We start from the raw sequence: 25,147 nt of genomic DNA on the forward strand, positions 1-25,147 counted from the left end.
TTCAGCAAATACACTTGAAAAGACGTTGCGAAAACAGATACAAATCGTTCTTCCACACGGGCCAATCATGTCCTCCACTTTCCTCATGCCAAATGTGAGGTACTCCGTGTTGCGCCAAATATTGGTGAACCCCAAGACTAATCTCTATAAGATTGTCCTGTTCACCGCAAGAGATCCATAACAGCGAGAGTAATGAAGGCGCTTTCGAAAGATCAGGGACAAGTAGCTCCGGACTTCTGGTGTTTGGGGCTGCAGAGAAAGCACCGATCCATGCAAAATGGTCTAGATTATTTAATCCGATATTTAAGGATTGACCTCCACCCATGGATAAACCAGCAATCGCCCTTTTATCCCGGCTTTTATGCAAAGGGTAGTTCGACTCCATGTAAGGTATCAAATCGTTGAGCAGATCGGATTCGAACCGTTTAAATGCTTTGATTTTCTCAGGTTCAAACAGGTCTCCTACGGCTCGATCATTCGACATTGCGCGACCGTTGGGGAAAACAATAACCATCGGTTCAAGCATATTATCGTTGTACAGATTATCGAGAATAATTTGCGGAGATCCATGAGTATGCCATTCGGTTTCGTCTCCGCCAATACCATGCAAAAGAAAAAGTACAGGATACATCGTTGTCGAAGAAAATTCTGGTGGGGTGTACACCATCGCTTTACGGGAATTGCCAACCGTGGTGGAAGGATACTCTACCGTCTCCATGACTCCACGTGGTATATTCTCCCGATACTGGTCATATCCCGTTACTGCTGGTGAGATCAATTCCATTCTCTTTTCCTCCGAACATATGAGTGACTATCAGTCTTCAGTTAATCCACATAGCCAAAACCCAGAATAGTGAAGCATTTATGTTCATGGCCTTCCGCCATTTCGATCTCGATGGAGTGCTCCCCCACATGCTCTTCGTTAAGCAGAAGTGTGGCATGGCAATGGGTCCAGTTCACTTGACGCGGATCGACTTTTTGGACAAATACCCCATCTACCTTGATATGTGCAGTTCCGAATTCATCGTTACCAGAATCCTTGAAGATCAGAATGAGGCGCTTGCACTGCAAACTTATCCGAAAGCTACTCTGATCCTCTTTTCCCTCTCCTGTACGCATCCAGTTGTTGGGGAACTGAGGTGTACCATAGTCATGAGCATCCATCTCAGCCATCTGCAGATCCGTGTCCGTTTTACAAAAAGAGCCTGCATCGATTCGGGCAATATGATTGCCGTTTTTCCGATCCAACAGCTTCACATTAACAAATTCATTTCCAATTAGCGGAGCTTTTTCAATATCATGATCTTTCTCATCCCACTCAGAACGATTCGTCACGTCGAACAAATATTCCAAACAATCGGCCATAATTCGATGCCCTATGTTAGTTGGATGATATATATCATGGAAAAATTGCTTTTTGGAAATAACGTTGCCTTCACCTTTTGTCTTATTGAACTGATCTACGACAGCATCTTTCACACTTACCATTGGCAGATCATAATGCCAGCCTACCGGAGCGAGACGATCCTGTAGATTCCAGTCATTTTCGAATACACTGAATAACAAGATGACCGCTGGCTTGTTATCGGCAGTAAGTGCTTTGAGTACCAGACTCTCGTAACATTTACCTTGGGTTTCATCATCTGCGTCATTGACTGCGAATTCGATTATGACAATATCCGGCTGAACGGCACCTCCCCTCAGCACATCACGATCATAACGTACAATCCCCAGTTCTGAAGGAGTTCCACCCACACCTGCTTTAATCAGATGAATCGGACTATCTTTTGAAAGCGCAAACATAAACTTGAACGACTCATACGACCGATAAGCGTAACTTTGGAGATGAATAGGTACTGCACCAGCACCATGGGTAATGGAGCCTCCAATATAAGCGATAACGACAGGTTCGCCGTTTTTTGCCTTCTCAATGGCTCGTTTTAATCTGACATTATTCCCTTTGTTCAGAAGAGATCGGCCAATCATGTCGCGATATCTAGGTGACTCAAAATCAATTGCGGGCTTGACTGCCGACGCTGTCACTCCAACTGGATCGCGCGGTGCAGTGAATTCCGTGTTTTCACCTGCATCTCCTGAATCCTGGAGCATAAATCATCATCACATCCTTCCGGTTTAGATTCTGACCATCCTCAAACAACTTATAAAGAATCACAGCTTGTATTATTAGATCAGATGTGATCCTTCTCCCAAAGTGTATCCCTTACATAATTTTACAACAACCTGACAAAGTATAGGATTTTAACCAATATATCATTTTAATTTGAGTACAATGACATGCAGATCTGAACACCTATAATTTTTCATGTAAACGCTTTAATTTGTATACTATTTCCATGTTATAATTTTGAAAAACCGCATTGATGAAGGAGGATACTCATGAATATCACGGGTCAAGGCGCGTGGGATACGGGTACATATACAAATCTGTTCTTGAAGCTAGGCTACGATGAGAATGAGATCACGAACAGATTGGAAGAAACATGGAACGAGCTGTTTTACGGCGATGACAATACTCGAATATATTACCCCATGGGTGAGGGCAAGGGTTATTTGCTGGACACTGGTAATCTCGATGTTCGCTCCGAGGGCATGTCCTATGGCATGATGATGGCTGTTCAGATGGACAAAAAGGAGGAATTTGATCGACTCTGGAATTTCTCACACTCGTTTATGCAACATAAAGCGGGTCGTTATAAAGATTATTTTGCCTGGCATTGCAAGCCTGACGGAACCCGACTCTCGCAAGGTCCTGCTCCTGATGGTGAGGAGTTTTTTGCCATGGCGCTTTTTTTTGCCTCCAACCGCTGGGGCGATGGCGCTGAACCTTATGATTACAAGGCACAAGCCCGCAAAATCCTTCGTGCATGTATACATCAAGGCGAAGACGGCGAAGGCCATCCCATGTGGGACCCGGAAACAAAACTGATCAAATTCATACCAGAAACACCGTTTAGCGACCCATCCTACCATCTGCCTCATTTTTATGAGCTATTCGCGAAATATGCGGATGAAGAAGATCAGCGCTTCTGGAAAGAAGCGGCTGCCGCTAGTAGAGCTTACCTTCATACAGCCTGCCATCCCGTAACCGGACTATCACCTGAATATGCGAACTATGACGGCTCTCCGGCTCCAATACAGCCGTATGGTGATTTCAGACATTTTTACAGTGATGCCTACCGTGTTGCTGCAAATATAGCGCTGGACTGGGAATGGTTCCGCAAGGATCACTGGCAGATCGAACAATCCAATCGGATTCAATCCTTCTTCAGTGATATTGAAATGTCCGATTATCGTCGTTATACAATAGAAGGTGAACCTTTCGACGAACCTTCACTGCATCCTGTAGGTTTGCTGGCTACCAATGCCATGGCTTCACTGGCTGCGGAAGGTCCACATGCTGACACATTCGTTCGCAAGTTCTGGAACACACCTTTGCGTCAGGGAGAGCGACGTTATTACGACAATTGCCTGTATTTTTTCAGCATGCTCGCTCTAAGCGGAAGATATCGCATGTACTAAACTAAGAGAATGTGCACGAGCCGTTGAACCTGCCCTGTGAACGTTTGGCTTGCAGGACAGGTCCAATCACTGAATTTTAAGAAGGATGCAATGATATTACGATTTAATCTATATCAATAAAAAACGTTCCCGGCTCGCATATGTTGACTGCGAACCGGGAACGCGTTTGGTTGTGCAAATAAAGGCAGTAACTTTTCCCGCTCTGTATGATTCAGATACTTTAATTATTTGGAAACAGAAGAAGTATCATAGGAAGACTGCATAATCTCCAGATATCGATTCATGTTCAATCCCTCCAGGCCTTTCACATATTCATCCCAATCCTTATCCAGACTTTTGGCGCCAGTAATAAATTGCAGGGCGTTCTGATCGATGTAATCCTTGAGATTGGTCTGCATCATGCTGGCTTCATCAGCTTGGGACGGATCTACCCACAATGCCCAATGAGGGAAAATCTCTTTTGGTTCCTTGCCCTCCATTAACAATGTCGCCTCATAGAGACGTCGCTCACCACCATCATTGGCATAGATGTCTGTCCCCTGTACTTCGGAGTCCCGATATGCCTGATAATGATTGTACTGACTCAATGCAGCCCAACTGTCATTACGAGGTTCTTCTCCAGAAGGAAGCGGAATGGCTTTATATAACGGCTCAATCTGATCATTGAGCGCCACTTCTCCTTCTTGTGGTTTGCGCCAGCTTACGCCCTCTTCTCCCAGATATGATGCCATGGTTCCTTCCTGGGTATAGAGATAATCCAGTAGCTTTATGGCCGCGATCTGTGTTTCCTCACTGGCTTTGTTTGTCAGTACAAAAGACGCTCCGGGATCAATCGGATAGTTGTACGTAGCATAAGCAGCATGGGGTCCCTTCAATGGAGGGATGGGATTGTAATCATTCCCGTAAGGAGAACCTTCGGCAGTGGTTACGAATAATGATGGATGCATCGCTGCTCCCGCACCGAGAAGCTGTGCATCAGCGTTATCTCCAATTTTTTTGAAGGCCCCGACGTTTTGGGTAAATGCCCCTGGATCAATCAACCCTTCATCGTACAGGGATTTAATATAGGCAAGCCCTTCTTTCCACTCCGGTTTGTTCACTACGGTCTCCACTTTCCCCTGATTGACAATGAGATAATTCCGATCGTCGTCATAGATAAAACCGTTCATCAAGTACGGAATAATGTGCACACCGAAATTTTCAGTCGAACCGCTTAGCGGTACTTCGTCGGCTTTACCGTTCCCGTTCGGGTCTTTCGTTTTAAATGCCCGAAGCATTTCCTTAAATTCTTCTGTCGTCGTGGGTTCGGTCAGGCCTAGTTGTTCCATCCATTTGGTGTTGACCCACATCTTGTTGGGGTATGAACAGTGAAAACATTCATTCAGACCCGTCAGACCATAGATATTTCCGTCAGGAGCAGTGTTCATGGCCCGATAATAGTCATTGCTCTCAAGTACTTTTTTAATATTGGGAGCATGCTCCTCAATCAGATCATTCAGCGGCAAAATAACCCCCTGCTGACCAAACTTCAACAAGTCTGTCTGGGAGAAACGATCTACCCAAGGGATGAGCAGATACAAGTCCGGATAATCACCGGAAGCCAGTGAAATCTGTCTTTTCTCCGCTGCACCGTCGAATGGAACCGTAGTCCAGTTGAACTGAATATCAAACTTCTCTTCCATTTTCTTCGTGAATTTGTTAGTGGACAGGTTGGTATCCGAACCCTGGTGAGCAAACACATTAATGGCCGTCTTGCCTGACGGATCGCTGCCTTCCCCGTTCCCCTTATCAGAGCTTGAACATCCGGCAAGTACCAACGAGGTAAACAGCATACAGGCAAGAATGATGAATCCCGCTTTTTTCAATATAATCCTCTCCTTCATGAATAATAGAAAAAATGAACTTATCCTTTAACTGAGCCAATCAGCATACCTTGCACGAAATACCGTTGAACAAAAGGATAGATGATTAGCACCGGCAAGCTGGCCATCACAATTAACGAGTACTTCATGAGTTCAGCCATCTGCTGCTGTTTGATCATTTCCGATGCATCCATGCTCCCCGTACTGCTGTTCAGAATAAGAATGCTACGTAATATCAGCTGTAGCGGATAGAGCGACTGTGATTTCAGATAGATGAGGGCGTCAAAGTATGCATTCCACTGACCGACAGCGTACATAAGTGACAACACGGCGATAATCGGTTTGGCGAGTGGCAGGATAATACTGAAGATAAACCGGATGTCACTGCAGCCATCGATGTCTGCTGCTTCGGACAATTCTTCCGGTATCGAATTCTGAAAAAAGGTACGGGCAATGATGACTTGCCATACCCAGACGGCATTGGGAATCAGCAACGCCCAACGGGTATCAATCAGTCCCATGGTTTTGACCACCAGATAGGTAGGGATCAAACCGCCTGAGAACAACATGGTGAAGGTAATAAACATCATTAACGAGCTGCGACCAACAAACGTTTTTTTGGATAATGGATAAGCAATCATAATGGTCAGTGCCACGCTGATGAAGGTGCCGCAGGCTGTATAAAAAAGGGAATTGGCATAACCGGTAAGGACTTGATCATTCCGCAATACAGACTTGTAACCGTCAAACGTCAGGTCAATGGGCCACAACCAGACTTTTCCCGAGGAGACGGCAGCAGGGCTGCTGAGCGAAGAACTCACAATATATATCAAGGGATACAGCACGGCAATCAGCACCACTGTCAACATGAAGTAAACAACCGTTATAAATACGCGGTCTCCCCAGGATTCACGAATCGTACTGCTGCTCTTGATCCGCGAACGACCTGCATTTGTCTGTGTGTTAGGCATGGGTTGATTCTCCTCCTTTCGCTCCCGTTACCATAAGCTTGTATTGGACAGTCGCTTGGCGACCGCGTTTACAATTAATAGCAGAATCAGGTTAATCACCGAGTTGAACAGGCCAACCGCAGTAGCGAAGCTGTAATTGGCATTCAGCAATCCTATTTTATAGACATACGTGGAGATGATCTCCGAAGCAGACAGGTTGAGCGGATTTTGCAGCAAATATATTTTTTCGAACCCAACAGCCATGATATTCCCTACACTCAGGATCAGAATGATGACGGCTGCCGGAAGTAGTCCAGGCAGATCAACATTGATGATTTTCTGTATTCGGTTGGCTCCATCCACTTTGGCGGCTTCATACAGGGATGGATCAACACCTGCCAGAGCAGCCAGATATATCACAGCGGAGTACCCCATTCCCTGCCACACATCGGAGAATACGTAGATGGATCGAAACAGTCCAGGCTCACCGAGAAAATTCACTGCTTCGAAACCAAGGGCGCCTGCAATCGTGTTGACAATACCCAGCCTAGGAGACAGAAAGAGCATAATGATGGAGACCATAACAACGGTAGAGATGAAATATGGAGCATACGTCACCATTTGTACTGTTTTTTTGAATCGTATGTTTTTGATTTCGTTCAGCGCGAGCGCCAGTAATATAGGAATCGGGAAGCCAACGATCAGGCTGTAAAACGAAATGTAGAGCGTGTTCTTGATCAGCATGACAAACGCCGGATTTTTGAAAAGTAATTCGAAATACTTGGTTCCGGCCCACGGACTGCCCCAGATCCCCTTGATGACGTTGTAATCTTTAAATGCCAGGACCGCATTCACCATAGGTACATACTTGAAAATAATAAAGTAAGCAATCGGTGGCAGGATCAGCAGATATAGCTGCCAATGTCGCCTCCAGCTTCTGGATAATGCTTGCTTCAAGGCAAACGGTTTACTTGGTTTCTCCACGGACTTTGATTCACTGGTCATTGTGGTTCTCAGAATCATCCCCCCATTCTTGGCTCCAAATCGTGCTGAACTTCAGCTCAACTTGGTAGCGCTTACTTTTTGAGTAATCATAAGATTGCGCTGGAGATGCGTAAAGGTACAGTTACGCTGAGAAAGTACAAATAGCGAATATAGTTCCCGAGAAACAGCCTACATTAACCGCTATGAACGTCCATTTTCCGAAACACACTCGGAGAAATGCCGCGTACCCGCTTGAAAGCTCGGCGGAATGAATGTGCACTATTATACCCGGTGGCCTCCGCTATCTCGTCAATGGTCTGACCGGTGGAGTGCAACAAGTTCGAGGCAGCATCGATGCGTACCCGTTCTACATAATCGGAAAGATTCTCTCCCGTATGTTCTTTGAATAGTTGGGATATAAACTTCTCGGACTTGCTCATGTGCTCGGCAATCCGATAGATCGTCAAGTTTGCATCCCCATAATGTTGTTGGATAAAACAAATCATTTCGCTTACAGTATCCGCATGTGCTCCTGCTCTTCTTCTCTGGAAATCACCGCAGATGTCTTCCGTTAACCGTTTGAACTTTGCCCGCAGCGAAGTAATCGTTTCTGTCATCTGAATGGATGTCACCCGAGTTTTATATTCCTCCAGCAGGGAGGCATCCAACTTGAATTTGGGTTCGTCCAGCTTCAGAAAAGTCCCCTTCAGCTCCATGATGAACTGCTGTGTCATCTCGTAGGACAGTTCCCGCTCCTCTAAATTACGAAGAAACAATTGCTCCAGAATACGTACCGCCTCTTCAGGCTCCCCGACTTTGATTGTGTTCAGCAGGCGCTGTTCAGACTCAATCGGATAATAGAACATTTCATTTTCCTTCATCGTATCTTCAAATCTCACCAGATGATCTGTTCCCATATGAATGGCATAATCCAGAGCTTGTTTGGCTTCGTCAAAGGAACGCCCTGCATCATTCCAGACCTCGTATGCTGCACCTGTGCCAATTGTTGTGGATATCCGATGCTCCCGGTAGATCACTTCCATCAAGGTGTTCAGCTCTTTTTCACATCTCCCTATAGCTTCATTCAGTGAGTTCTCATCCAATGGACAGGCAAAAGCGATCTGGTCTGTTCCCCAATCCGTGATCAGCAGCTGCGCATTCCACTCTGTAAGTACCTGTTTGATGAGCAGCCTTGCGACACCCAGTTCATGGATCGTTTCTTCACTGTCCGGATTGGCATATCCGTTTACCTTCACTAAGCCTGCCAAGCCCTTGCTGCTATGAAGAGAAATGTGCGCCTGGGATGAGATAACCTCCAACTCAAGTGAGGTATAGACTTCTCCCGTTAACAAACGTTTGATAAAACCGTCTCTCAATAACGGAATCTGCTCATTCATGGCGTTTTTAAGTGAGTCATTATTAGCAATGAGATTGTTAATATGGCTTGCCAAAAAATCATATTCATTGCCCCGTCTGCCTGGGGAATCGGTGACTTGTTCCCGAAAAGAGGCCAACAATCTGTAAACGGGTGCACTATTCCGATAGGCGAGAACCAGCCCGAATAACAGTCCCAAGGCAATGGTTGCCAAAGTAAAGACCAGCGTGACTTGTTTGATTTGGTCCGCTTTTGTCATGAGTGCTTTCTCCGGAATCCCCGCCATGTAATTCCATCCATTTTGACTGGACTGCATCGATATCAGCAGCCGACCATCACTTCCAGGCTGTACATTCTGCACGTTCAGCTCCGTTTCCGCAGCGTTATCTTCTCTCTGGCGACTCTGTGCCATTTGCTCGGCTTCGGCTTGTTCAATGCCATGGGAGAAAATGATCTGTCCTTCCGCATCAGTGACGAGAGTCCAGCCGCCATATTGATCCACAATATTTTGAGTAAGGCTGGCCATCTGATCCTGATCAATCATGACACCAATCGTCGCTTGCGGTTTGTTGAAGCTGTTCAAAGGCAGAGATTGCAGAAAAGTAATGGCGGGAACGTCTGCAAGCACAGTGCCGAGTATTTCACGTTTATAGTTTCGAAGCGGTATGATTTCATTAAAGTGTGGTTGTTTGAGAATTTGGTCATGCCATTGTTCAAACGACATACCGTCCAGCTGATTGGCAGCATAATAATGCTCTGGACGATAATACACAGTTCTTGGTGTGATGATGGCATTGTAGTTCGGAATGTGAATGAAGAAATGGGACAAGTAATCATTGGTACTGCTGTACATGGAGAGGCTCCGCTGCATACGGTTCATACCGTAGACATTGTAGAGATCATGCGGCTTTGGGCCAGCAATTAAATTTTGCAAATCGGGATTGACGGCAAGCTGCCTGGTAAAGGCTTCAACTTGAAGAAGGTTACGCTCAATGATCTCTTTCCCGAGACTCAGCGACTTCAAGCTGTTTTCAATGGAACTGGAACGGGCCGCTTCAATAGAAGCTCGGTAAGAGGCATATCCCGCAATTTGAGGAATCATCAGAATGACAAGATACGAAATGAGGAATCGGCGGAACACGGGTGAAAATTTGGACCATAGGAGCTGCATATGTACCCTCCCTTTTTTTATCGAGCGCTTACATTTCTCTGTGTTAAGGTAGCTGTTCAATGATACACCGGGCATTTCTTCCTGGTGAAGGTACAACTTCTTCCTTATGGTACATTTACATACTGTAGCGTACAATGCTTGCATGAAAATAATTGTTGGTCTGCGGGTTAGCGCACAAATATAGTTGTATTTTACCTTCGCATGACATCCATCCCAAAGTATCAAAAATAAACGCAAAAAACCTCCCCAAGACATGGAATGACTTGAGGAGGTTTTTGTTTAATGTTGTGCTTATTAATTGCTAACGGCAACAAATTTCCATTGTTGGTTTGTAGCACCTGTGTAGGTGTTCTGCTGCAGCAAGGCTCCATCCGAAGTGGAAGCGTTTGCCACTTCAATCGCTTTATTGCTGTTCACGTTGATGATACTCCAGTACCCGTTACCAAGATCGTTGACCTTAAAATGCTGAGCGGTTGTGTTCAGATTGCTCATGAGTTGAACCGCTTCCCCATTGGTGATGGTACCGTTGCGAATATCGATGACTTTGTCCGGTGAGTTCACACTTGTCAGTGTATAGTTGCCGCTGCCGATCGAGGTCAGAACCCACTTCTGAGGGTTACCGCCCAGATCACTCCACTGCTGGAGCTGAAGATTATTTTCATTTTGACCACCAGGAACATCAACAACTTTGTTGGAATGCCGGGCTACGATTTTATAAGTTGCACCGGATACAAGACCCGTTGTCGGTCCGCCGCCTTGTCCACTGCCCGGGTAAGTCTGAGCACGTTCATGGTACCAGTTGAACAGGAATCGTCCCATGGCACTCCGTGAAGCATCTCCATCCCATTTCAGTCCAGCCGTTGGGTCGGCAAAGGAGCTTCGTGGTCCTTCACTTAGAATGAATCCGTTCATATGAGCTGCAATGCTGACATTACCTGATGCGTTGAAAATCGTTTTGGTATTGGTGCCAAAACCTTCATTGCTACCATTAAACAAGTTCCAATAGGCCGAATCGCCAGGTTTGTTTTTGAACCAGGTTACCTCGGTAATATTAATCGGATATTTGTCAGCAGCTGCCTTCACGTTGGTATTCCACTGGTCTTGCAGGATAGAGAAGTTGTCATATGCGCCATAACCAGGGTACCAGTGAACCGCATATCCATAGTTATTGAGCGGATCAGTCAATGGATGGCTTGCCGTCAAGCTGTAAAATTGGTTGTATCCCAGACCTGCCGCCCAGATGACGTTGTCCGCACCTTTGCTACGAATTGTTGAAATCATGGAATTTTGGAAATTACGCAAGTCATTCCAGTGATCCACAAAGTCATTTTCCCCGTTGTATCCACCCCAATGTCCATTGGCATAGGATTTCACCGGTTCGTTGATCAGTTCGAAGTGAACGTTGTCTGCACTTTTGATCTCCGGGCGTGAAGCGAGATAACCCCAGATTTCGTTGAATTTTTGCAGGTTGGCAGGTGTTGTTGCCTGATCATCCTTCAGTGTGAAGTCCAGTCCCAGGACAACATAGACACCTTTTGTTTTGGCATATTGAATGTACGGAATAATTACATTTTGCGTAACGGTCTGCACACCGGCAAAGTTATATGTACCAGCAGCCACATCTCCCATGTCCTGACGATCGATGAACAGACGCACCTGATTCATATTCCAGCCATGATTGCTTCCGTACTTCGCGCTGGTGTCAGCAAAAGTATCGGTAATGTCTTTCAGATAAGCCAGTGTAGCTGCATGACGGTTATTGCCGTGCAGATTGAGATAATAATTGCTGTCCTGATATGTCCAGTAGGCACCTGAGGGTTGATGCCAACCGTTCAGTAGCACAGGCTGGTTGTTGCTGTTCACCAGGTTTTTGCCGTTTACGTGCAGCTTGCCCATCGGCATGCCCACCCATGCTTCGGCACGGCTGCCTCCCCATGGAGCAATTGTGATCAATAAAGCCAGAATGAGTACAAGTTTACAAGATGTCATGAACTTCTTCACTTTAATTCCTCCTAATCTGATATATTGCCTTGCAATAATGCGAGGTAAGTTCCGTCAGAGTATCTCTGATCAAACAGATCGCTCAGGGTCGGCGCCCGCTCCCGCAGCCCGTTCCACACCAGCAGGGGGATCCTGCGCAGGGAAGGATCCCGGTTCTGCTGTGAGCAGACGTTCATGAGATCGTTACATGCCCCCTTTTCACAGATGGAATGTTGCATGAAGTTCCTCCTCCCTCTTCCAGTCTGATCCCACTCCTAACGTACAGAAGAACTTAACTTAACCGACGATTCCCGTACGCTCTACACTCTCTACGAAATATCGTTGCACAAACAAATAGATGATGATCAAAGGCAGAATGGCAAGAAGAATTCCTGTATCTTGGATCATGCTCAAATAGAACGGATCGGCCTGGGAAGCTGCACCGTCAGTAACCTGCTGGGCCAGATTATACGGAAGGGACGATAACTGAGTCGACATGACTTTACTTGAAGTCAGATAAGTCGTCGTATAAAAGCTGTCGTTCCACTGCCATACGAAGGAAAACAGCATGACTGTTACCATGGACGGAATGGCATTGGGCAGCATGATTCTTGAAAATGTTCGTCCGATGCCCGCGCCGTCCACATAGGCCGCCTCCTCCACTTCCTTCGGAATACCTCTGAAGAATTGCCGGAAGATAAAGATGTACAAGCCGGCCTTAAGTGAATTGGCCGTAATCGCCGTCAGAATAAACGGCCAATAGGTATTAAGCAAATTAACAGGTTTGCCGGCTATAAGCGTCATAAGCCCCATGAGATCAAAGCTTTTCAGATTCAGGTATACCGGAATGAGAATGGTCGTTGGCGGTACAAGAATCGTCAGAATTACACCAGCAAACAGCCAGTTGCTTCCCCTGAATTTCAGTCTGGCGAATCCGTATCCTGCAAGTGCACAGGATGCTGTAGTCAACAGTGTAGTCGTTGCAGACAGGGCAAACGTATTAAACAGCGTTGCCCAGTAATCCATTACGCGTATCGCCTCTTTGAAATTGTCGATGGAGAAGTTCTGTGGAATCCACACCACCACTGCCGAATACAGATCACCTTTAGCTTTGATGGATGTGGAAACCTTCTGAAATATGGGAAACAGGATAACGAAGGAAAGCCCGGTAATCAGAACGAATCGGATCATGGCCCACAGCCAGCCTTTCCAATGCTCCAGCGATAATAATCGTGATGTTGTCACGTGGGACACCCTCCTTTCTAATCTTGATAGAAGACTCGCTTCGAGAAAATGATGTTTACGATAACCAGAATGATGGCAATGGCCAGAAAGTAGACCCATGCCATGGCAGAACTTAATCCAAAGTCAAATTTGACGAAGCCGGTATCCCGGATCAGTTCCGTCATGGCGTTATTGGCAAACGAATCAATGATTGTATAGATCGCATTGACAAAAATAAGCGGGCTGACCATTGGGAACGTAATTTTCCAAAAGGCTTCATAACCCGTTGCCCCTTCCATCTTCGAAGCCTCATACAGTTGAGGGGAAATCGTCTGGATCCCTGCCAAAAAGATCAAAATCTGTACACCGGATTGACTGACGATCTGATAGATCCGATCTACGGCGCTGCTCAGATACGTAACGATCCAATCGCTCACTCCGGCGTTAACCATCAGATTTTCGAGTTCAAATGTCCCGAGTGAGCTTCCACCTGTGCTACTCTGATTAACCGCTTCAATCAGGCTGGTGCTCTCCAGTGTCATAATTACTCCCGATGCCAGAATAACGGGCAGGAAAAAGATCGACCGCGCTACAGCCCGGCCCCTGAACTTCTGATTCAGGATGACGGCAAGGAACAGACTGAATATAACGATAAGCGGTACGTTGATGAGCACGTCTGTGATCGCCTCAATTAACGCACGGTTAAAGCTTGTATTGACGGTCAGCGCCTGAATATAATTGGCAACACCGTTGAACTGAATTGCTATGCCTTCCGCGTTAGCCTGAATTGTACTCATGCTGTATCGCAGAGAGGCTAACAGCGGAATGAAGAAAAACAACACAAAACCAATGAGCCAGGGAAGCACGTAGATTACGCCCCACATGGCTTTCTGCTGAGCATACGTACGACTTCCCCATTTCCATTTCAGGAGCGTCTTCAGAGCTGCTCACCACCAGTCACATAGCTTTGGGCTTCCACTGTATCGTTGTCAACTTCTACAGGGAAGTCGTTATAATTGACGATTACGAACCCGCCACCTTCATATGTTGTCCGGAAGACGCCCTCCTCCAGGGATTCATGGGACATCATGGAACGTCCGGCAAACGGCTGGTTCACCTGGTTCACCTCGTTGTAGATCTCGGCAGCCAGATCGATCCATTGTTCATAATTCGCCGCGTAGAGATCATCATAATCCGTTTCTTTCACAACATGGTTTGGCGCATTGAACCATGCAAAGTAAGGACTGGCTCCATATTCAATCAGCTTCAGCACATATTGCCTTGCATTGGTATATGTGGAGAGATTGTATGGCGTCCCCGTATAACCGATGCTGCCGTGTACAACGAGCTGATAGAACGGAATCTCTTCATCCTCCAGCTTGAAACGACTGCTGGTCATCGGCGCATCTGTCAGACCAGTTACATACGGCAGGGCATAAGCATTCCCGCCTTCAGCAACAAGCGAGCCAGCCTGCTGCCCGATCTGTTCAAGTACCTTCTTCACGGAGCCAAGCGCTTGTGTTCGGTCCACCAGCTTTTTCGGATTCATATCGCTGTTTAACTGAGTTGCCAGATCATTCAGGCTCAGCGACAGTCCATCCTTTTGAAGGGACCTGAGCTCATCTAACATGTCTGTCGTCACGTCCTCCAGCATGTTGGGCGAAAGCACATAGGATGGTGAACGATCCCGGTCCCGCCGCTGGATGGCCTGGTTCATCGGATACAAGACCGCCGGTTCCTGAGTTAATGTGCGTGAAGCTTCTTTGGACGGTTTAAACCCTTTTTTGGATTGCACATTCAGCAGAGCGATATCGGGATAGAAACCGATGCCCGCTTCTTGTGTGTATGCGCTGAATTCCCGCAATCCCTTTTTCCCGCCTACCGCGCCGTCTACTTGGATGGAATCCGGCAGTCGATGATGGAGTCCGCCGTTAAGCCATCCCGCATAGCGCACCTGAATATTGGATACCTTCTTCTCCGTCAAGGCGGAAAGAATGTTTTTGGCTTCATCAAACGTGGTCAAAGCCTCCGTTGAATCATACGGTATGCCCAGCATATGCTGCCTTGTTGTCATGCCGCCGAACAGTTGCAGATAAAAGGGAACGTTACTCTGCTCTTTGCTGGCGTTTAACTCGGGAAGTCCGCCGTTTTGCATCAGATAATCCCGATAGAGAGATGCAAGCCCCGAGTACGAGGCCTTATCCGCCCCGACAAAAGCATATCGAACGACGAAATCAGACGCGGTCGGTTTCTTCTGGAATTTCGGAAGTGTACGAACCATATCACTTGCCTGAAGGGTCACATCACTCTTGTTCACTACATAGAAGCTTGGATATACGTTGTTGTAACTGTTCAGTTTGCCGCTGATATCGGCATTCACAACTGCAACGGCATCCCCTTCTTCAATAATGCCGAGGAAAGCCCCCTCTTTCCGAATCAGTCCAAATACCGGCAACCTGGCTCTGGCTTCATTCGAACTTGCTTCCCGTAGTTTCATGGTCATATCCGGTCCATATATATCTTGTTGATAGGCAGGATACTGCAGCTTGCCATTGTTAAAATGGATCAGCGCTCCCGAACCGTCCGGAACCAGTATGGAGCCCTCTTCTTCTGAACCCCCAGCCCCGAAGTAATCCATTACAGATATGCTGTTGATCGGATATTCCTCCGGAAAATGAATGCCTGAGGACGGAACACGTACAAGCAGATCCTCTTCATCGAGCTCATATTCCATCGTAAGCATAAACAGCCGTGGTCCACTTCGTTCCTCTTCAATGCCAAACTCGGCATGATCCTGAGCCAGATCCTCCGATGTGTAACCGGCTGTGTCAAAAGCCTTCAAGGCCCGGGACAATTGCAATCCTTGCATCGCCTTATCAATCCGGACGTAAGCGCCTTCATCCTTGTCTTCCGCATAGCCGACCTTCAAGGCCCGTTGCCCGGCCTTGTCTAGCTGTGCAAGCAGCCTTTGTTCAAATCGCTCCTTGCTGATCTTCATCGGCAAGTCTTCTATGGATCGCTCAGTGCTTCCAAACTGGTAGTGGACCCGCACGCCGCTTGGCAGCACCTCGTAGCTTATTTGCTTGTGTGCAACACTATCCGTGAAGGAATTCACGGTGCTGCTCTGTCCGAGGCTGTTGAAAAAGCTGAGCTTCGTTTGTGATGACAATAGGTCTTTGTTTATCCCGGCTGCAACCCCATCCTGCTCACGATCTGCAGGATTGCTGCGCCAGATCTGGCCGCTCTGCGTGTGAATCACTGCAATCTCGGCAGTCTCTTCGTTAATGAACAATTGCAGCGCAGCATTCTGCGCAATGCCTACCATGCCGGGAAGGCGGACATCGCTGAACGATGATTTCAGTTTCTCTCCGGGAGGCAGGGAGGGAAAGTCCGTCGAATCTGCGGCAGTCACTGTCTCGTGAGCGAGCGGTGTTGGCGAGAATTGACAACCGCCCAGAAGCAGACTGCCCGCGAGCAGCATTCCTGTTATTTTTTTGGCTACGGTATAATTCATAACAATTTCCTCCTCCCTTAGCCCCGAAGCACTAATTCCTGATAGATGGTTACAACAAACGATACAATCTGCTGTACAAGACTGAAGAATAACAGGCATAGAAATGCCATAAACGCCATCGCTACAAGTGTCAGCAGCATCGTGAGCACCGTTTTGGCTGGTGTGTACTGATGAACCGTCATATTCCCCACAAATAACAGATATACCGTCCACGCAACGGCGAGTGCATTGGAGAAATAATAAAAGGCAGTTTCCTGCGCAGAGATCACAAGACTCAGCCAGATCCATGGAAAATGAATGAGTAACAACGGTACCAGTGCAAAGCACGTTGACATGAAAATCTCGGAGAACTTGCCTTCCCCGTCCATCAATGTGGTTAACGACCAGTTCGCCACACACCAAAACAGTACCGGTACAATGACATATAACATTTCGAGCAGACTGTTCAGGTACTTTGGATTACTGAGATTAATGAGAAAACCGCTGTACTGGGCATGCAAAATTTTGGTGATGACCAGAAGCACCAGGATCATGAAAGCAATCAGCAGTGAGTTTCTCTGGTTCCGTTCATATTTCAGTTCCCAGTATCCGTCAAACGGATGAAAAATCAGATGCAGCGGGTACTGGTATAGTTGCTTACTTGATGCCTGCATTCGTAGTCCTCCTTTTCTGCCTGCGAACGATGATGACGGTGACAATCGCAGCGACAGCCAGGAATATACCGGACATCATCCATGAAAAATGCTCACGCATCAGCTCTTTGCGGTACAAAAGAAAAGCTTTGGAATACCCTTTGGGCTCCATGCTGCGCTTGAAATATTTCGCAGACTCGGCGTATTCCTTCTGACGAAGCAATGCTTTGCCAATTCCCGCATACGCATATTCCAAGTTAGCGTTCATCTCGGCAGCTTGGGCAAACAGCACCGAAGATTGATCTTCATCACCGTTATAATAGCTACGCACCGCTTCGTGGAGTGTACGTCCGTATTCAGTTGTTTGAAAGACGGTGATTTCACCCAGCGCTTTATCCAGAACTAACATCCGGTCTCCCGCACGTTCCAGGGCAACAGGTGTATTAAATTGGCCCAGCCGGTTCCCGATGCCCCCATAAATATGGAGCAGATATCCGTCTCCATTGTAGGTGAAGATTCGGCCCTTGCTGGAATCCAGTACGGAATACATGTCACTGTCACCCACATCCACATCAATCAGGCGGGATGGCCCTGCTTCCTGGGTATACAGCAAATCACCCTGCGGAGTCTGATAGCCTTCTCTGCGCAAAATGTCTGTACCCTGGGCATTCAGCTTCTTGACCGGATCCTTGCCGCGATCCCCGCTAGTGGCGTAGATGAAGCCCTCTTCATCCATATCCAGATTGGTAAATTCCGTTGGAGTGAACATCACCATCTGGCTCCGCTGCTCCCGTGTTGCAAACCGTTTCCAAAGATATTCTACCGGGTCCACCTGAACTCTGTTCGCTCCAATGAAGGAAGAGAACGTACCATCGGCGCTGAACTCCATGAATCCATCAAATACGCCTTCAGCCATGACGTAGATACGCTCCCCCTTGTCCATAACAATCCGCATCGGTTTAAACTGGAAGTCTTCTTTAAGCAGATCCGATTTTGGTTCAGACACGATCTTGACCAGCTTCCCCTGTTCATCCAGATGCACCACCCGGTGATTATCCGAATCAGCAACCAGCAGATGGCCTTTTTCCGTGACGTACAATCCCTGTGGATTTTTAAAATGATCTTCCTTGCCTTCCTGCTCAAATGAATCAATCGTCCGTACCAGCTTGAAGTTGCGATCCATCTCAATGATGCGGCCATTGCCCGAATCGAGCACAAAAACGTGCTGATTGGCGGTAACATGCATGTCGCTTGGCTCTTTCATAGGAGTTGTGTTCAGCTTCTTGCCGGTGATAATGGTTGTTGCCTCATATGCCGCGGGTGAAGGAACTGCGTCACCCCAGAAGGAATAATGATACGCATCCGTTTTACCGTCTGCACTCACATAGGGCGCCTCTTGAACGAACAACAGGAGGCAGATCATGCCCATGATGATCGATTTACGTTTTTTCCATGTGCTTCTCCGCACCTCGCTGCCTCCTTTCTATTCTTTCATGCCCGAAGTGGCCATCGTCTGCATAACACTGCTCTGAGAGATGATAAACAGAGTGATCGGTACAATCATCAGCAGCAAGGCAACAGCCGCACCTACACCGGCCCTTGCAATCCCTCCCTGCACAATCTGACTGAGCGCATAATGCAGCGTTTTGAGATTTTCACTGTAGATGAAACTCCCGCCATCCGTTCCCCATAACGCTGGAAACTGCAGGATCATGAGCGTGAGCCATGCCGGCTTCACATTGGGCATCACGATGCTCCAGAATATCCGGTATTCATTGGCTCCATCGATTTTGGCTGCCTCCAGCAAAGCATCGGGAATCTGCTCCATGAACTGTTTCATCAGGAAAAGTCCCAGCGAGAACGCAAGTGATGGCACAATAATGGACGCATGAGTGTTAATCCAGCCAAGCCAGGACATGACCATGTAGTTCGGAATCGCCGTAACATGCGGCGAGAACATCAGGGACAGAATGACAATGGTGAACAACACTTTGGAACCCGGAAAACGATATTTCGCCAGCGGATAAGCCGCTGCAGATGCAAGCAGGATATGCCCGGCTGTGCCAAGTATCGTAATGAGCAATGTGTTGGCAATATAGCGGGATAACGGCACCCACGAATTGCCCATGAGGTTGATCAGATCGGCAAAATTCTCCGTTGTCGGATTGTTCACCCAGAAGCGCGGCGGGAAAATAAACAGCTCATCCAGCGGCTTGAATGCATTGTTGACAGCATAGATGAGCGGAAGCACCATAAAGGAGCCGAACACGCCCAGCAATGCAAATAACATCAGGCTGACGGTAAATGACCGATTAAGCCTTTTTGGCATGCCAAACACGGCACGTACTTTGCTGGTCATCGTCATTCACCTATCTTTCTAAGCATTTTTTGCGTGAAAACGTTTGTACCCAGCATCAGGGCAAACAGAACCGTTGCGATGGCCGAGGCATAGCCCATCTCGAAACGAATGGTTCCGAAGTCCATCAGATGTGTGACAACTGTGTGTGCCGCATAGTTTACGCTCGGGAAACCTGCCAGTGCGATGGAGATCTCAGCTACGGCGAAGGAAGCGGTAATCTGCATTACCGCACCAAACATCAGCTGCGGTCTCATCGAAGGCAAGGTGATGTACCAGAGCTCCTGCCAGCGGTTTTTGATCCCGTCTACGGTTCCTGCTTCAACCAGAGAACGATCAATGGTTTGCAATCCTGCAATAAAGGCCAGGAAGCTGGTTCCCAGGCTCAGCCACAGCTGTACAATAATGACGATTGCCAGTACATACTTCTCGTCTGCGAGCCATTGGATCGGTTCCAGTACGACGCCAAGGCGCATCAGGAAGCCGTTCATATACCCGTAGCTGTCACCCGAGAAGATGATCAGCCAGATGAAAAAGACGTTGCCCGATATGGATGGGGCATAGAAAACCAGCGTCATGACCGCCCGAATTTTAGGAGACAGCTCATTGATGATCCACGCAAACAAAAAGCAGGCTATATAACTGAGAGGGCCTGTAATTACGGCAAAAAGCAGCGTGTTTTTGAGCGCGATCAGAAATACGTCATCGTTCAGGAAAAGCCGGGAATAGTTCTGCCAGCCGACAAATCGCGGCAGCTCCAGCATATTGAAGTGAAAAAAGCTGAGCCCAAGTGAAATGCCGACCGGAATGACAGTAAACATGAAAAAAATCAGCATAAACGGTGCCATCAATACATAATAATGCCTGCTGAGATACAGATCCCGCTTCAATAGGGACCACCAGCCGACCTGGCGGGTATGGACGGCAGGAGCGGCGGCTGTCTTGGTAGTTTTAGCTTGCAACCGTTACCCTCCCTTTCCTCTATTTCAGATTAAATTCCTTGCGTTTCAACTCAATTTCATCATCAATGTACAATACATAGTCTGATAAGGCTTCACGCGGATTTTCATTTGCATTGACCACCTTACGGAAGGCGTTGTCCAGATGTCGTCCCGTGAAATAACCTCCAGGAAGCTGCGGGATTCCCTGTACCCATTCCCATTGTTTCTCGAGATTTTGATAATCCTTCACAGGCCAAGGCAATTGCTTCAAGGCTTCGATATTGGCCGTTGGGTAACGGGCAGCCGCTCCCATAAGACCTTCCATTTCTCTCCCGTATTCAATCTGGGTCTGCTCATCAGTCCACCACTTCATGAACTTCCACGCCGCTTCCTTGTTGTCGGCATTTTCGAGCATCATCACCGCGCTCGTAGCGCTGGCCACTTCATGCCGTATGGACCCATCCGGAAGCTGTGTACCCGGAACAATCGTAAAGTCCCAGAGATTGCGGATTTCCGGAGCCATAACCGTCAGCATGTTATACGTGGTGTAATCAGCAATCCCGATCGGCATTTCCCCTGTACGGAACCGGTTCGGAAAATCGGCTTTGAGCGGAAACTTGTAATTGGTATAAAATTGCGTCCAACGTTTGAACGCGTCCATTGAAATCTCCGAATCCAGTGCACTTTTCTTCTGGTCTTCGGTGTAGAACGTTCCGTCATTCTGATATAACAACATCGCAAAGGTTGAATTCGGAACCAGGTTGGCATTGTTCAGCGTATCCTCTATCGGCAGATAAAACTCCATGTTATGCTTCTGCAGCACGGCGATGGCGTTATATACGTCTTGCCACGTTTTTGGCGGTTCGAGGCCCAGTTCATTCAGAATATCTTTGCGGTAAAAGAGCATTGGAAAATGTTGCTGCTCCGGAAGGGCATATACCCCGTCGTTGTAGCGGTAAGGCGTCAATCCGCTTTCACGGAACCTGCCCGAAATTTCCTCGAAATCGGGGAACTGGCTCAGATCCGCTGTTGCATTCCTCATCGCATAGTTCACCGGAATGTCTTCGCCCATCTGCATGGCTACATCCGGTCCTTCCCCCGAGAGTGTTGCGGGCAGCAAAATATTAGGCGGAACGAGACGTAACTGCACGGACACATCCGTATCCGGGGTAAACGAATCGTCGATCATGCCTTTCAGTACTTGGGCCTGATCTCGTCCGGTTGTGATCCATACGGTGATGGCATCCTTCTTTTGTTCCACGTTACCAATGCTGTCGTAATCTTCGGTATACGAGGCAACATATGCACCCAGTTCGTGCTTCACCTGCTGGACGGTGCTCGCTTCCGCTTTTGGCAACGATTCACCCGGCGGAGATACGACAAGGTAATCCAACGTAATCGGCTGTTCACGTACCGATAGAATCCATGTGCCGAGACCACCTACGTTAATTTTGAACGTATCCAGCCGTTTGGGGACCGTCTCTGGTCTGGCCGCCATATCTTCAAGCTGCAATACCATGGCGTGAAGTACGGCCACTTTGTCACTTTGCTCACCCGTGGCCTTTTCCAGGTAATCTGCAACGGAACGCAAGGTGTCAGCTTGTCGTTCAAACACCTCCGTCATCTCTGGAATACGCCGTTCCAGCTGGTAATCCCGCAGTGGGTCTGGACTGTTGGAGGTGATCATTAATATTTTGCGATACATCTCATTCAGTTCCAGCACGCTGGATTCCACGGTCCGAAGCAGCGGAGCGATGTCGCCAAGTGTAACTGTCATTCGGATTCGGTGTTTCCCTTTTTCAAGATGAAACTGATATGGCTTATCCTCTCCCGAACCCAAGACCTGAGTTTGCCAGGCCGGGCTGTAGTTAAATCGAATGCGTTTCAATTCCTTAAACGGAACTTCGCCGTTAATCGTCAGACTGCGGGTGGCATAGATGCCACGCAATTGATCCTGTTTCACCTTAAGCGCCAGTTGATACAGTCCGTCTTCAGGCACGTCAATTTCCCATTCAATCCATTCGCCCGGCAGTTTCCAGTTAATGCCCCCGATGGCGTTCATCCGAATTTTCGATACATTATAAGGCTCGAGTGAAGGACTTGATCGGTCCGAGATTGGTGCCAGTGTAGGAGATGATTTGCTAACAGCTTCCTCCCCCTGAACTTTCAGCATGACAGGAGCCGATTGTTTCAAGCCGAGTGAGGCATAGGTTTGCTCCAGCTCTGCATAGGAAGGAACTTCGCTTTCTTGATATAGCTCAATATAATCGATCGCCATGCTTTCTCTTAATGAAGTGAGCGATAACTTCTGACTGCCTTTTTCAAAATAAACCTGAAACGGTTCCTCAAAGTACCCTGCGCTGTCCTTGAAGGAAGTCAGCTGCCATTCGGGCTGTTCCACTTGTCTTGGTCTAAGCTCGTTGCCACGATCGTCCTGCCGGACGTTGTCCTCGCGATTCCCCCATACCCTGTCAAACAGAAGAATATCGGCCCCTCTGAACGGGACCTTACCATTAAGCTCAAGCCTGCGTTCGATCCCGGAGCTTTTGCCTTCTACGGGATAATAGTGAATGCGAATGTTGTACAAACCGCTCACTTGAACGGGAACATCCCAGCGAATGGTTCCAGTTTCCGGCGTAATTACCGCATTTCCGTCTAATCCGGCGTACCCTTGCACAACCTCAAATTCCCCATCCTCTGCCTGAACATAAGATTCGCCTTCGATGCGTACAATTTCATCCGGTTTGGCCGTATTGTCATGAGCAGTCAGATAATGCTCATAACTGAATGAATCCTCGGTTCCCGATACCGCCTCAAAGTCCTCAAGCGCACGTACCGTTCCCGGATTACGATCCCGCGATGGATATAGTGTCCATATGGAGAGCACCAAGGCCAGGACAAGCACCAGGATTAGTCCCTTTTTCTTACGTGACCGCATGTTTGAATGTATCCCCTTTCCTGTAAGCGTTGAGAGAACTGAACGATTGACTAACCCGGACAGACCGCACCTTCACTGGTGCGTTCTGCCCGTGTAACGTGATACTTATTTGTAAACCTCATCAATCGCAGCCTGGAAAGGAGCCTTGTATTTCTCGATCAGCGTAGATACGGATACCCCTTCTTTGAGTTCCCCATCAAAATCCCAGAACGGCAAGGACGGGAATGTGTTATGGTCGAGAACCAACATACCTTCCGCAACCTCTCTGGCGTTGTTGATATCTGCTTCATCGGTCAGATGTGTCTCCAGTGTGGATTGTCCCGGATACTCATAGATCGATTCGATCTCATTAATTTTCTCCCAGATGTACATCAGTTGTTCCGGATTCTCTACCGCTTTTGGAATTGTTATAGCTTGGTAACGTGACTCACCGGAGTGATACGCTGTTGCACTTGGACCTTTTGGAAACGGTACAAAACCAATATCGTAGTCCTTCATATCCGTCATAATACCTTCAACTTCGTACATGGCACCTGAATACATCAAGGTGTTGCCTTGACGGAAGAACGTGGATGGCTCTGTCCAATCGCCGCCCTCAGAAGCTCTGCCGACCTTCTCGGTAGCCAGTTTGGACAGGAAGTTCAACGCTTCTTTTGTTTTTGGATCTTCCAGGTTCTGCTTATCTTCTTTGGTCAGAGAAGCCTCGTTGGAATACAGAATCGGTTCCAGCAAGCCCGTTTGAGCGAGTCCCCAAGTGTCTAGCTTGCCATCATTGTTTCGATCCTTGTTCGCTTGCTTGGCAACGCTGATGAACGTATCCCAGTTCCATTCATCGGCATCCACATACTCCTGAAGTGGCTTCAAGCCGAGCTCTTGCATGAGTGTGCGATTATAGAAAATTCCGTTGATAAACGAGGACTGGTCCTCGGTAAAGCCGTAACCTTTGCCTTCATACTGCATGTATTCTTTGGTTGTTTTCTGATTGAATACCTTGTCGTTTTTAATATAATCATCCACCGGCCATAACAGATCCTGTTTGGTCAATGCCGGAATGGCATAGTTTTTGCCCAGTCTCACCAGATCGCCAAGCGGTTCACCGGCCATCAGGGAAGCAACTACTTTTTCCTGATATTCACCAAAATCGATGGAAACATATTCAATATTAAAGTTGTGTTTTTTCTTCAGCGCTTCGAGATTCTCAAGGCGTTGAATGTTGTCCGGGTTGTTCCCCTGTATTTCCATGTCCCACCAAGCAACAACCTTGATCGTTCTGCCACCCATGTCAAAGTCCATTTCTGGCGTGGAGTTTTCATTCTTTGGCTCGGTTTCCGCGGGTTTTTGTTCCTCCTGTGGTGTTGTCTTTTCCGGCTCGGGTTGAGCGGTAGGTGCAGAACTGCATGCAGCAATTACCAACAAGACCGCAAATACCAGGCTCAGTAGCATGAACTTGTTTTTTCTCATCGTCTTCCCCCCTGATTGTCGTTTGCTATCACAGTGTATCGTTCAAATGAAAGCGCAAACAACCTGCCGAAATACAGATGTTTACCCGGGCTGAATATAGATTTGCGTAATTTTGCACGAGCAAAGTGCATTATAGGTTTTAATTGGTAAAGAAATGCACTGTCTACAAAAATATGCACATTGTATGCGCTTTCTTTTATTACCATAATGAAATTAAGT

General features: G+C 47.5%; 18 protein-coding genes. 1 reads left to right on the forward strand and 17 read right to left on the reverse strand.

Annotated features, from left to right (window positions below):
- Window position 1: 1 nt before the first annotated feature.
- Together AC1DE7_RS06080 and AC1DE7_RS06085 are read right to left on the reverse strand one after the other, a co-directional pair.
- Window positions 2-784 carry an alpha/beta hydrolase gene (locus AC1DE7_RS06080; protein ID WP_477533937.1) on the reverse strand — a complete coding sequence of 261 codons (783 nt, stop codon included), beginning with the start codon at window positions 782-784 and terminating at the stop codon, window positions 2-4.
- Window positions 785-825: 41 nt separating this feature from the next.
- The gene (locus tag AC1DE7_RS06085; protein WP_127548530.1) at window positions 826-2,109 is read right to left on the reverse strand and encodes an SGNH/GDSL hydrolase family protein; all 1,284 of its coding nucleotides are present in this window, start codon (window positions 2,107-2,109) and stop codon (window positions 826-828) included.
- 288 nt (window positions 2,110-2,397) lie between these two features.
- Here AC1DE7_RS06085 and AC1DE7_RS06090 point away from each other — a divergent pair, with 288 nt between their 5' ends.
- Complete coding sequence (locus AC1DE7_RS06090) at window positions 2,398-3,540, forward strand: family 8 glycosyl hydrolase (protein WP_477533938.1); 1,143 nt, start codon at window positions 2,398-2,400, stop codon at window positions 3,538-3,540.
- A 224-nt stretch (window positions 3,541-3,764) separates the two neighbouring features.
- Here AC1DE7_RS06090 and AC1DE7_RS06095 read toward each other — a convergent pair whose 3' ends face one another.
- From AC1DE7_RS06095 to AC1DE7_RS06165, 15 genes are all read right to left on the reverse strand, one after another.
- Window positions 3,765-5,423, reverse strand: coding sequence for an ABC transporter substrate-binding protein (locus tag AC1DE7_RS06095; RefSeq protein ID WP_101313765.1), 1,659 nt, complete (start codon window positions 5,421-5,423; stop codon window positions 3,765-3,767).
- A gap of 20 nt (window positions 5,424-5,443) precedes the next feature.
- Window positions 5,444-6,373: a carbohydrate ABC transporter permease gene (locus AC1DE7_RS06100; protein WP_036615892.1), complete on the reverse strand. Its 930-nt coding sequence runs from the start codon at window positions 6,371-6,373 to the stop codon at window positions 5,444-5,446.
- A 27-nt stretch (window positions 6,374-6,400) separates the two neighbouring features.
- On the reverse strand, window positions 6,401-7,255 hold the full coding sequence (locus AC1DE7_RS06105) for an ABC transporter permease (RefSeq protein WP_036671100.1): 855 nt from the start codon (window positions 7,253-7,255) through the stop codon (window positions 6,401-6,403).
- Window positions 7,256-7,530: 275 nt separating this feature from the next.
- Window positions 7,531-9,882: a helix-turn-helix domain-containing protein gene (locus AC1DE7_RS06110; RefSeq protein WP_036670956.1), complete on the reverse strand. Its 2,352-nt coding sequence runs from the start codon at window positions 9,880-9,882 to the stop codon at window positions 7,531-7,533.
- A 294-nt stretch (window positions 9,883-10,176) separates the two neighbouring features.
- The gene (locus AC1DE7_RS06115; protein WP_036670954.1) at window positions 10,177-11,883 is read right to left on the reverse strand and encodes an RICIN domain-containing protein; all 1,707 of its coding nucleotides are present in this window, start codon (window positions 11,881-11,883) and stop codon (window positions 10,177-10,179) included.
- 11 nt (window positions 11,884-11,894) lie between these two features.
- Window positions 11,895-12,101, reverse strand: a complete 207-nt coding sequence (locus AC1DE7_RS06120; RefSeq protein ID WP_477533939.1) for a hypothetical protein — start codon at window positions 12,099-12,101, stop codon at window positions 11,895-11,897.
- Window positions 12,102-12,159: 58 nt separating this feature from the next.
- Complete coding sequence (locus AC1DE7_RS06125) at window positions 12,160-13,107, reverse strand: carbohydrate ABC transporter permease (RefSeq protein WP_036615897.1); 948 nt, start codon at window positions 13,105-13,107, stop codon at window positions 12,160-12,162.
- A 17-nt stretch (window positions 13,108-13,124) separates the two neighbouring features.
- Window positions 13,125-13,970 (reverse strand): carbohydrate ABC transporter permease, encoded by an 846-nt coding sequence (locus tag AC1DE7_RS06130; RefSeq protein ID WP_082219083.1) that lies wholly within the window; start codon window positions 13,968-13,970, stop codon window positions 13,125-13,127.
- A gap of 53 nt (window positions 13,971-14,023) precedes the next feature.
- Window positions 14,024-16,600, reverse strand: coding sequence for a DUF5696 domain-containing protein (locus AC1DE7_RS06135; protein WP_477533940.1), 2,577 nt, complete (start codon window positions 16,598-16,600; stop codon window positions 14,024-14,026).
- A gap of 17 nt (window positions 16,601-16,617) precedes the next feature.
- Window positions 16,618-17,253 carry a YIP1 family protein gene (locus tag AC1DE7_RS06140; protein WP_101313763.1) on the reverse strand — a complete coding sequence of 212 codons (636 nt, stop codon included), beginning with the start codon at window positions 17,251-17,253 and terminating at the stop codon, window positions 16,618-16,620.
- Window positions 17,237-18,700, reverse strand: a complete 1,464-nt coding sequence (locus AC1DE7_RS06145; RefSeq protein ID WP_076253037.1) for an NHL repeat-containing protein — start codon at window positions 18,698-18,700, stop codon at window positions 17,237-17,239. The genes AC1DE7_RS06140 and AC1DE7_RS06145 overlap by 17 nt, the downstream gene beginning before the upstream one ends.
- A 15-nt stretch (window positions 18,701-18,715) precedes the next feature.
- A complete protein-coding gene (locus AC1DE7_RS06150; protein WP_026081082.1) occupies window positions 18,716-19,591 on the reverse strand; it encodes a carbohydrate ABC transporter permease in 876 nt (291 codons plus the stop codon).
- Between the two features lie 2 nt (window positions 19,592-19,593).
- Window positions 19,594-20,550 carry a carbohydrate ABC transporter permease gene (locus AC1DE7_RS06155; RefSeq protein ID WP_036615906.1) on the reverse strand — a complete coding sequence of 319 codons (957 nt, stop codon included), beginning with the start codon at window positions 20,548-20,550 and terminating at the stop codon, window positions 19,594-19,596.
- Between the two features lie 19 nt (window positions 20,551-20,569).
- Window positions 20,570-23,467, reverse strand: coding sequence for an extracellular solute-binding protein (locus AC1DE7_RS06160; protein WP_477533941.1), 2,898 nt, complete (start codon window positions 23,465-23,467; stop codon window positions 20,570-20,572).
- Between the two features lie 105 nt (window positions 23,468-23,572).
- A complete protein-coding gene (locus AC1DE7_RS06165) occupies window positions 23,573-24,928 on the reverse strand; it encodes an extracellular solute-binding protein (protein WP_074095065.1) in 1,356 nt (451 codons plus the stop codon).
- Window positions 24,929-25,147: the final 219 nt, after the last annotated feature.

This window comes from Paenibacillus sp. 10L310 (assembly GCF_056395745.1).

Excerpts from the sequence above, each read along its gene's own strand:
- AC1DE7_RS06080 (WP_477533937.1), bottom strand. The coding sequence starts at position 784 with ATGGAATTGATCTCACCAGCAGTAACGGGATATGACCAGTATCGGGAG.
- AC1DE7_RS06085 (WP_127548530.1), bottom strand. The coding sequence starts at position 2,109 with ATGCTCCAGGATTCAGGAGATGCAGGTGAAAACACGGAATTCACTGCA.
- AC1DE7_RS06090 (WP_477533938.1), top strand. The coding sequence starts at position 2,398 with ATGAATATCACGGGTCAAGGCGCGTGGGATACGGGTACATATACAAAT.
- AC1DE7_RS06095 (WP_101313765.1), bottom strand. The coding sequence starts at position 5,423 with ATGAAGGAGAGGATTATATTGAAAAAAGCGGGATTCATCATTCTTGCC.
- AC1DE7_RS06100 (WP_036615892.1), bottom strand. The coding sequence starts at position 6,373 with ATGCCTAACACACAGACAAATGCAGGTCGTTCGCGGATCAAGAGCAGC.
- AC1DE7_RS06110 (WP_036670956.1), bottom strand. The coding sequence starts at position 9,882 with ATGCAGCTCCTATGGTCCAAATTTTCACCCGTGTTCCGCCGATTCCTC.
- AC1DE7_RS06120 (WP_477533939.1), bottom strand. The coding sequence starts at position 12,101 with ATGCAACATTCCATCTGTGAAAAGGGGGCATGTAACGATCTCATGAAC.
- AC1DE7_RS06130 (WP_082219083.1), bottom strand. The coding sequence starts at position 13,970 with ATGTGGGGCGTAATCTACGTGCTTCCCTGGCTCATTGGTTTTGTGTTG.
- AC1DE7_RS06135 (WP_477533940.1), bottom strand. The coding sequence starts at position 16,600 with ATGAATTATACCGTAGCCAAAAAAATAACAGGAATGCTGCTCGCGGGC.
- AC1DE7_RS06140 (WP_101313763.1), bottom strand. The coding sequence starts at position 17,253 with ATGCAGGCATCAAGTAAGCAACTATACCAGTACCCGCTGCATCTGATT.
- AC1DE7_RS06150 (WP_026081082.1), bottom strand. The coding sequence starts at position 19,591 with ATGACCAGCAAAGTACGTGCCGTGTTTGGCATGCCAAAAAGGCTTAAT.
- AC1DE7_RS06160 (WP_477533941.1), bottom strand. The coding sequence starts at position 23,467 with ATGCGGTCACGTAAGAAAAAGGGACTAATCCTGGTGCTTGTCCTGGCC.
- AC1DE7_RS06165 (WP_074095065.1), bottom strand. The coding sequence starts at position 24,928 with ATGAGAAAAAACAAGTTCATGCTACTGAGCCTGGTATTTGCGGTCTTG.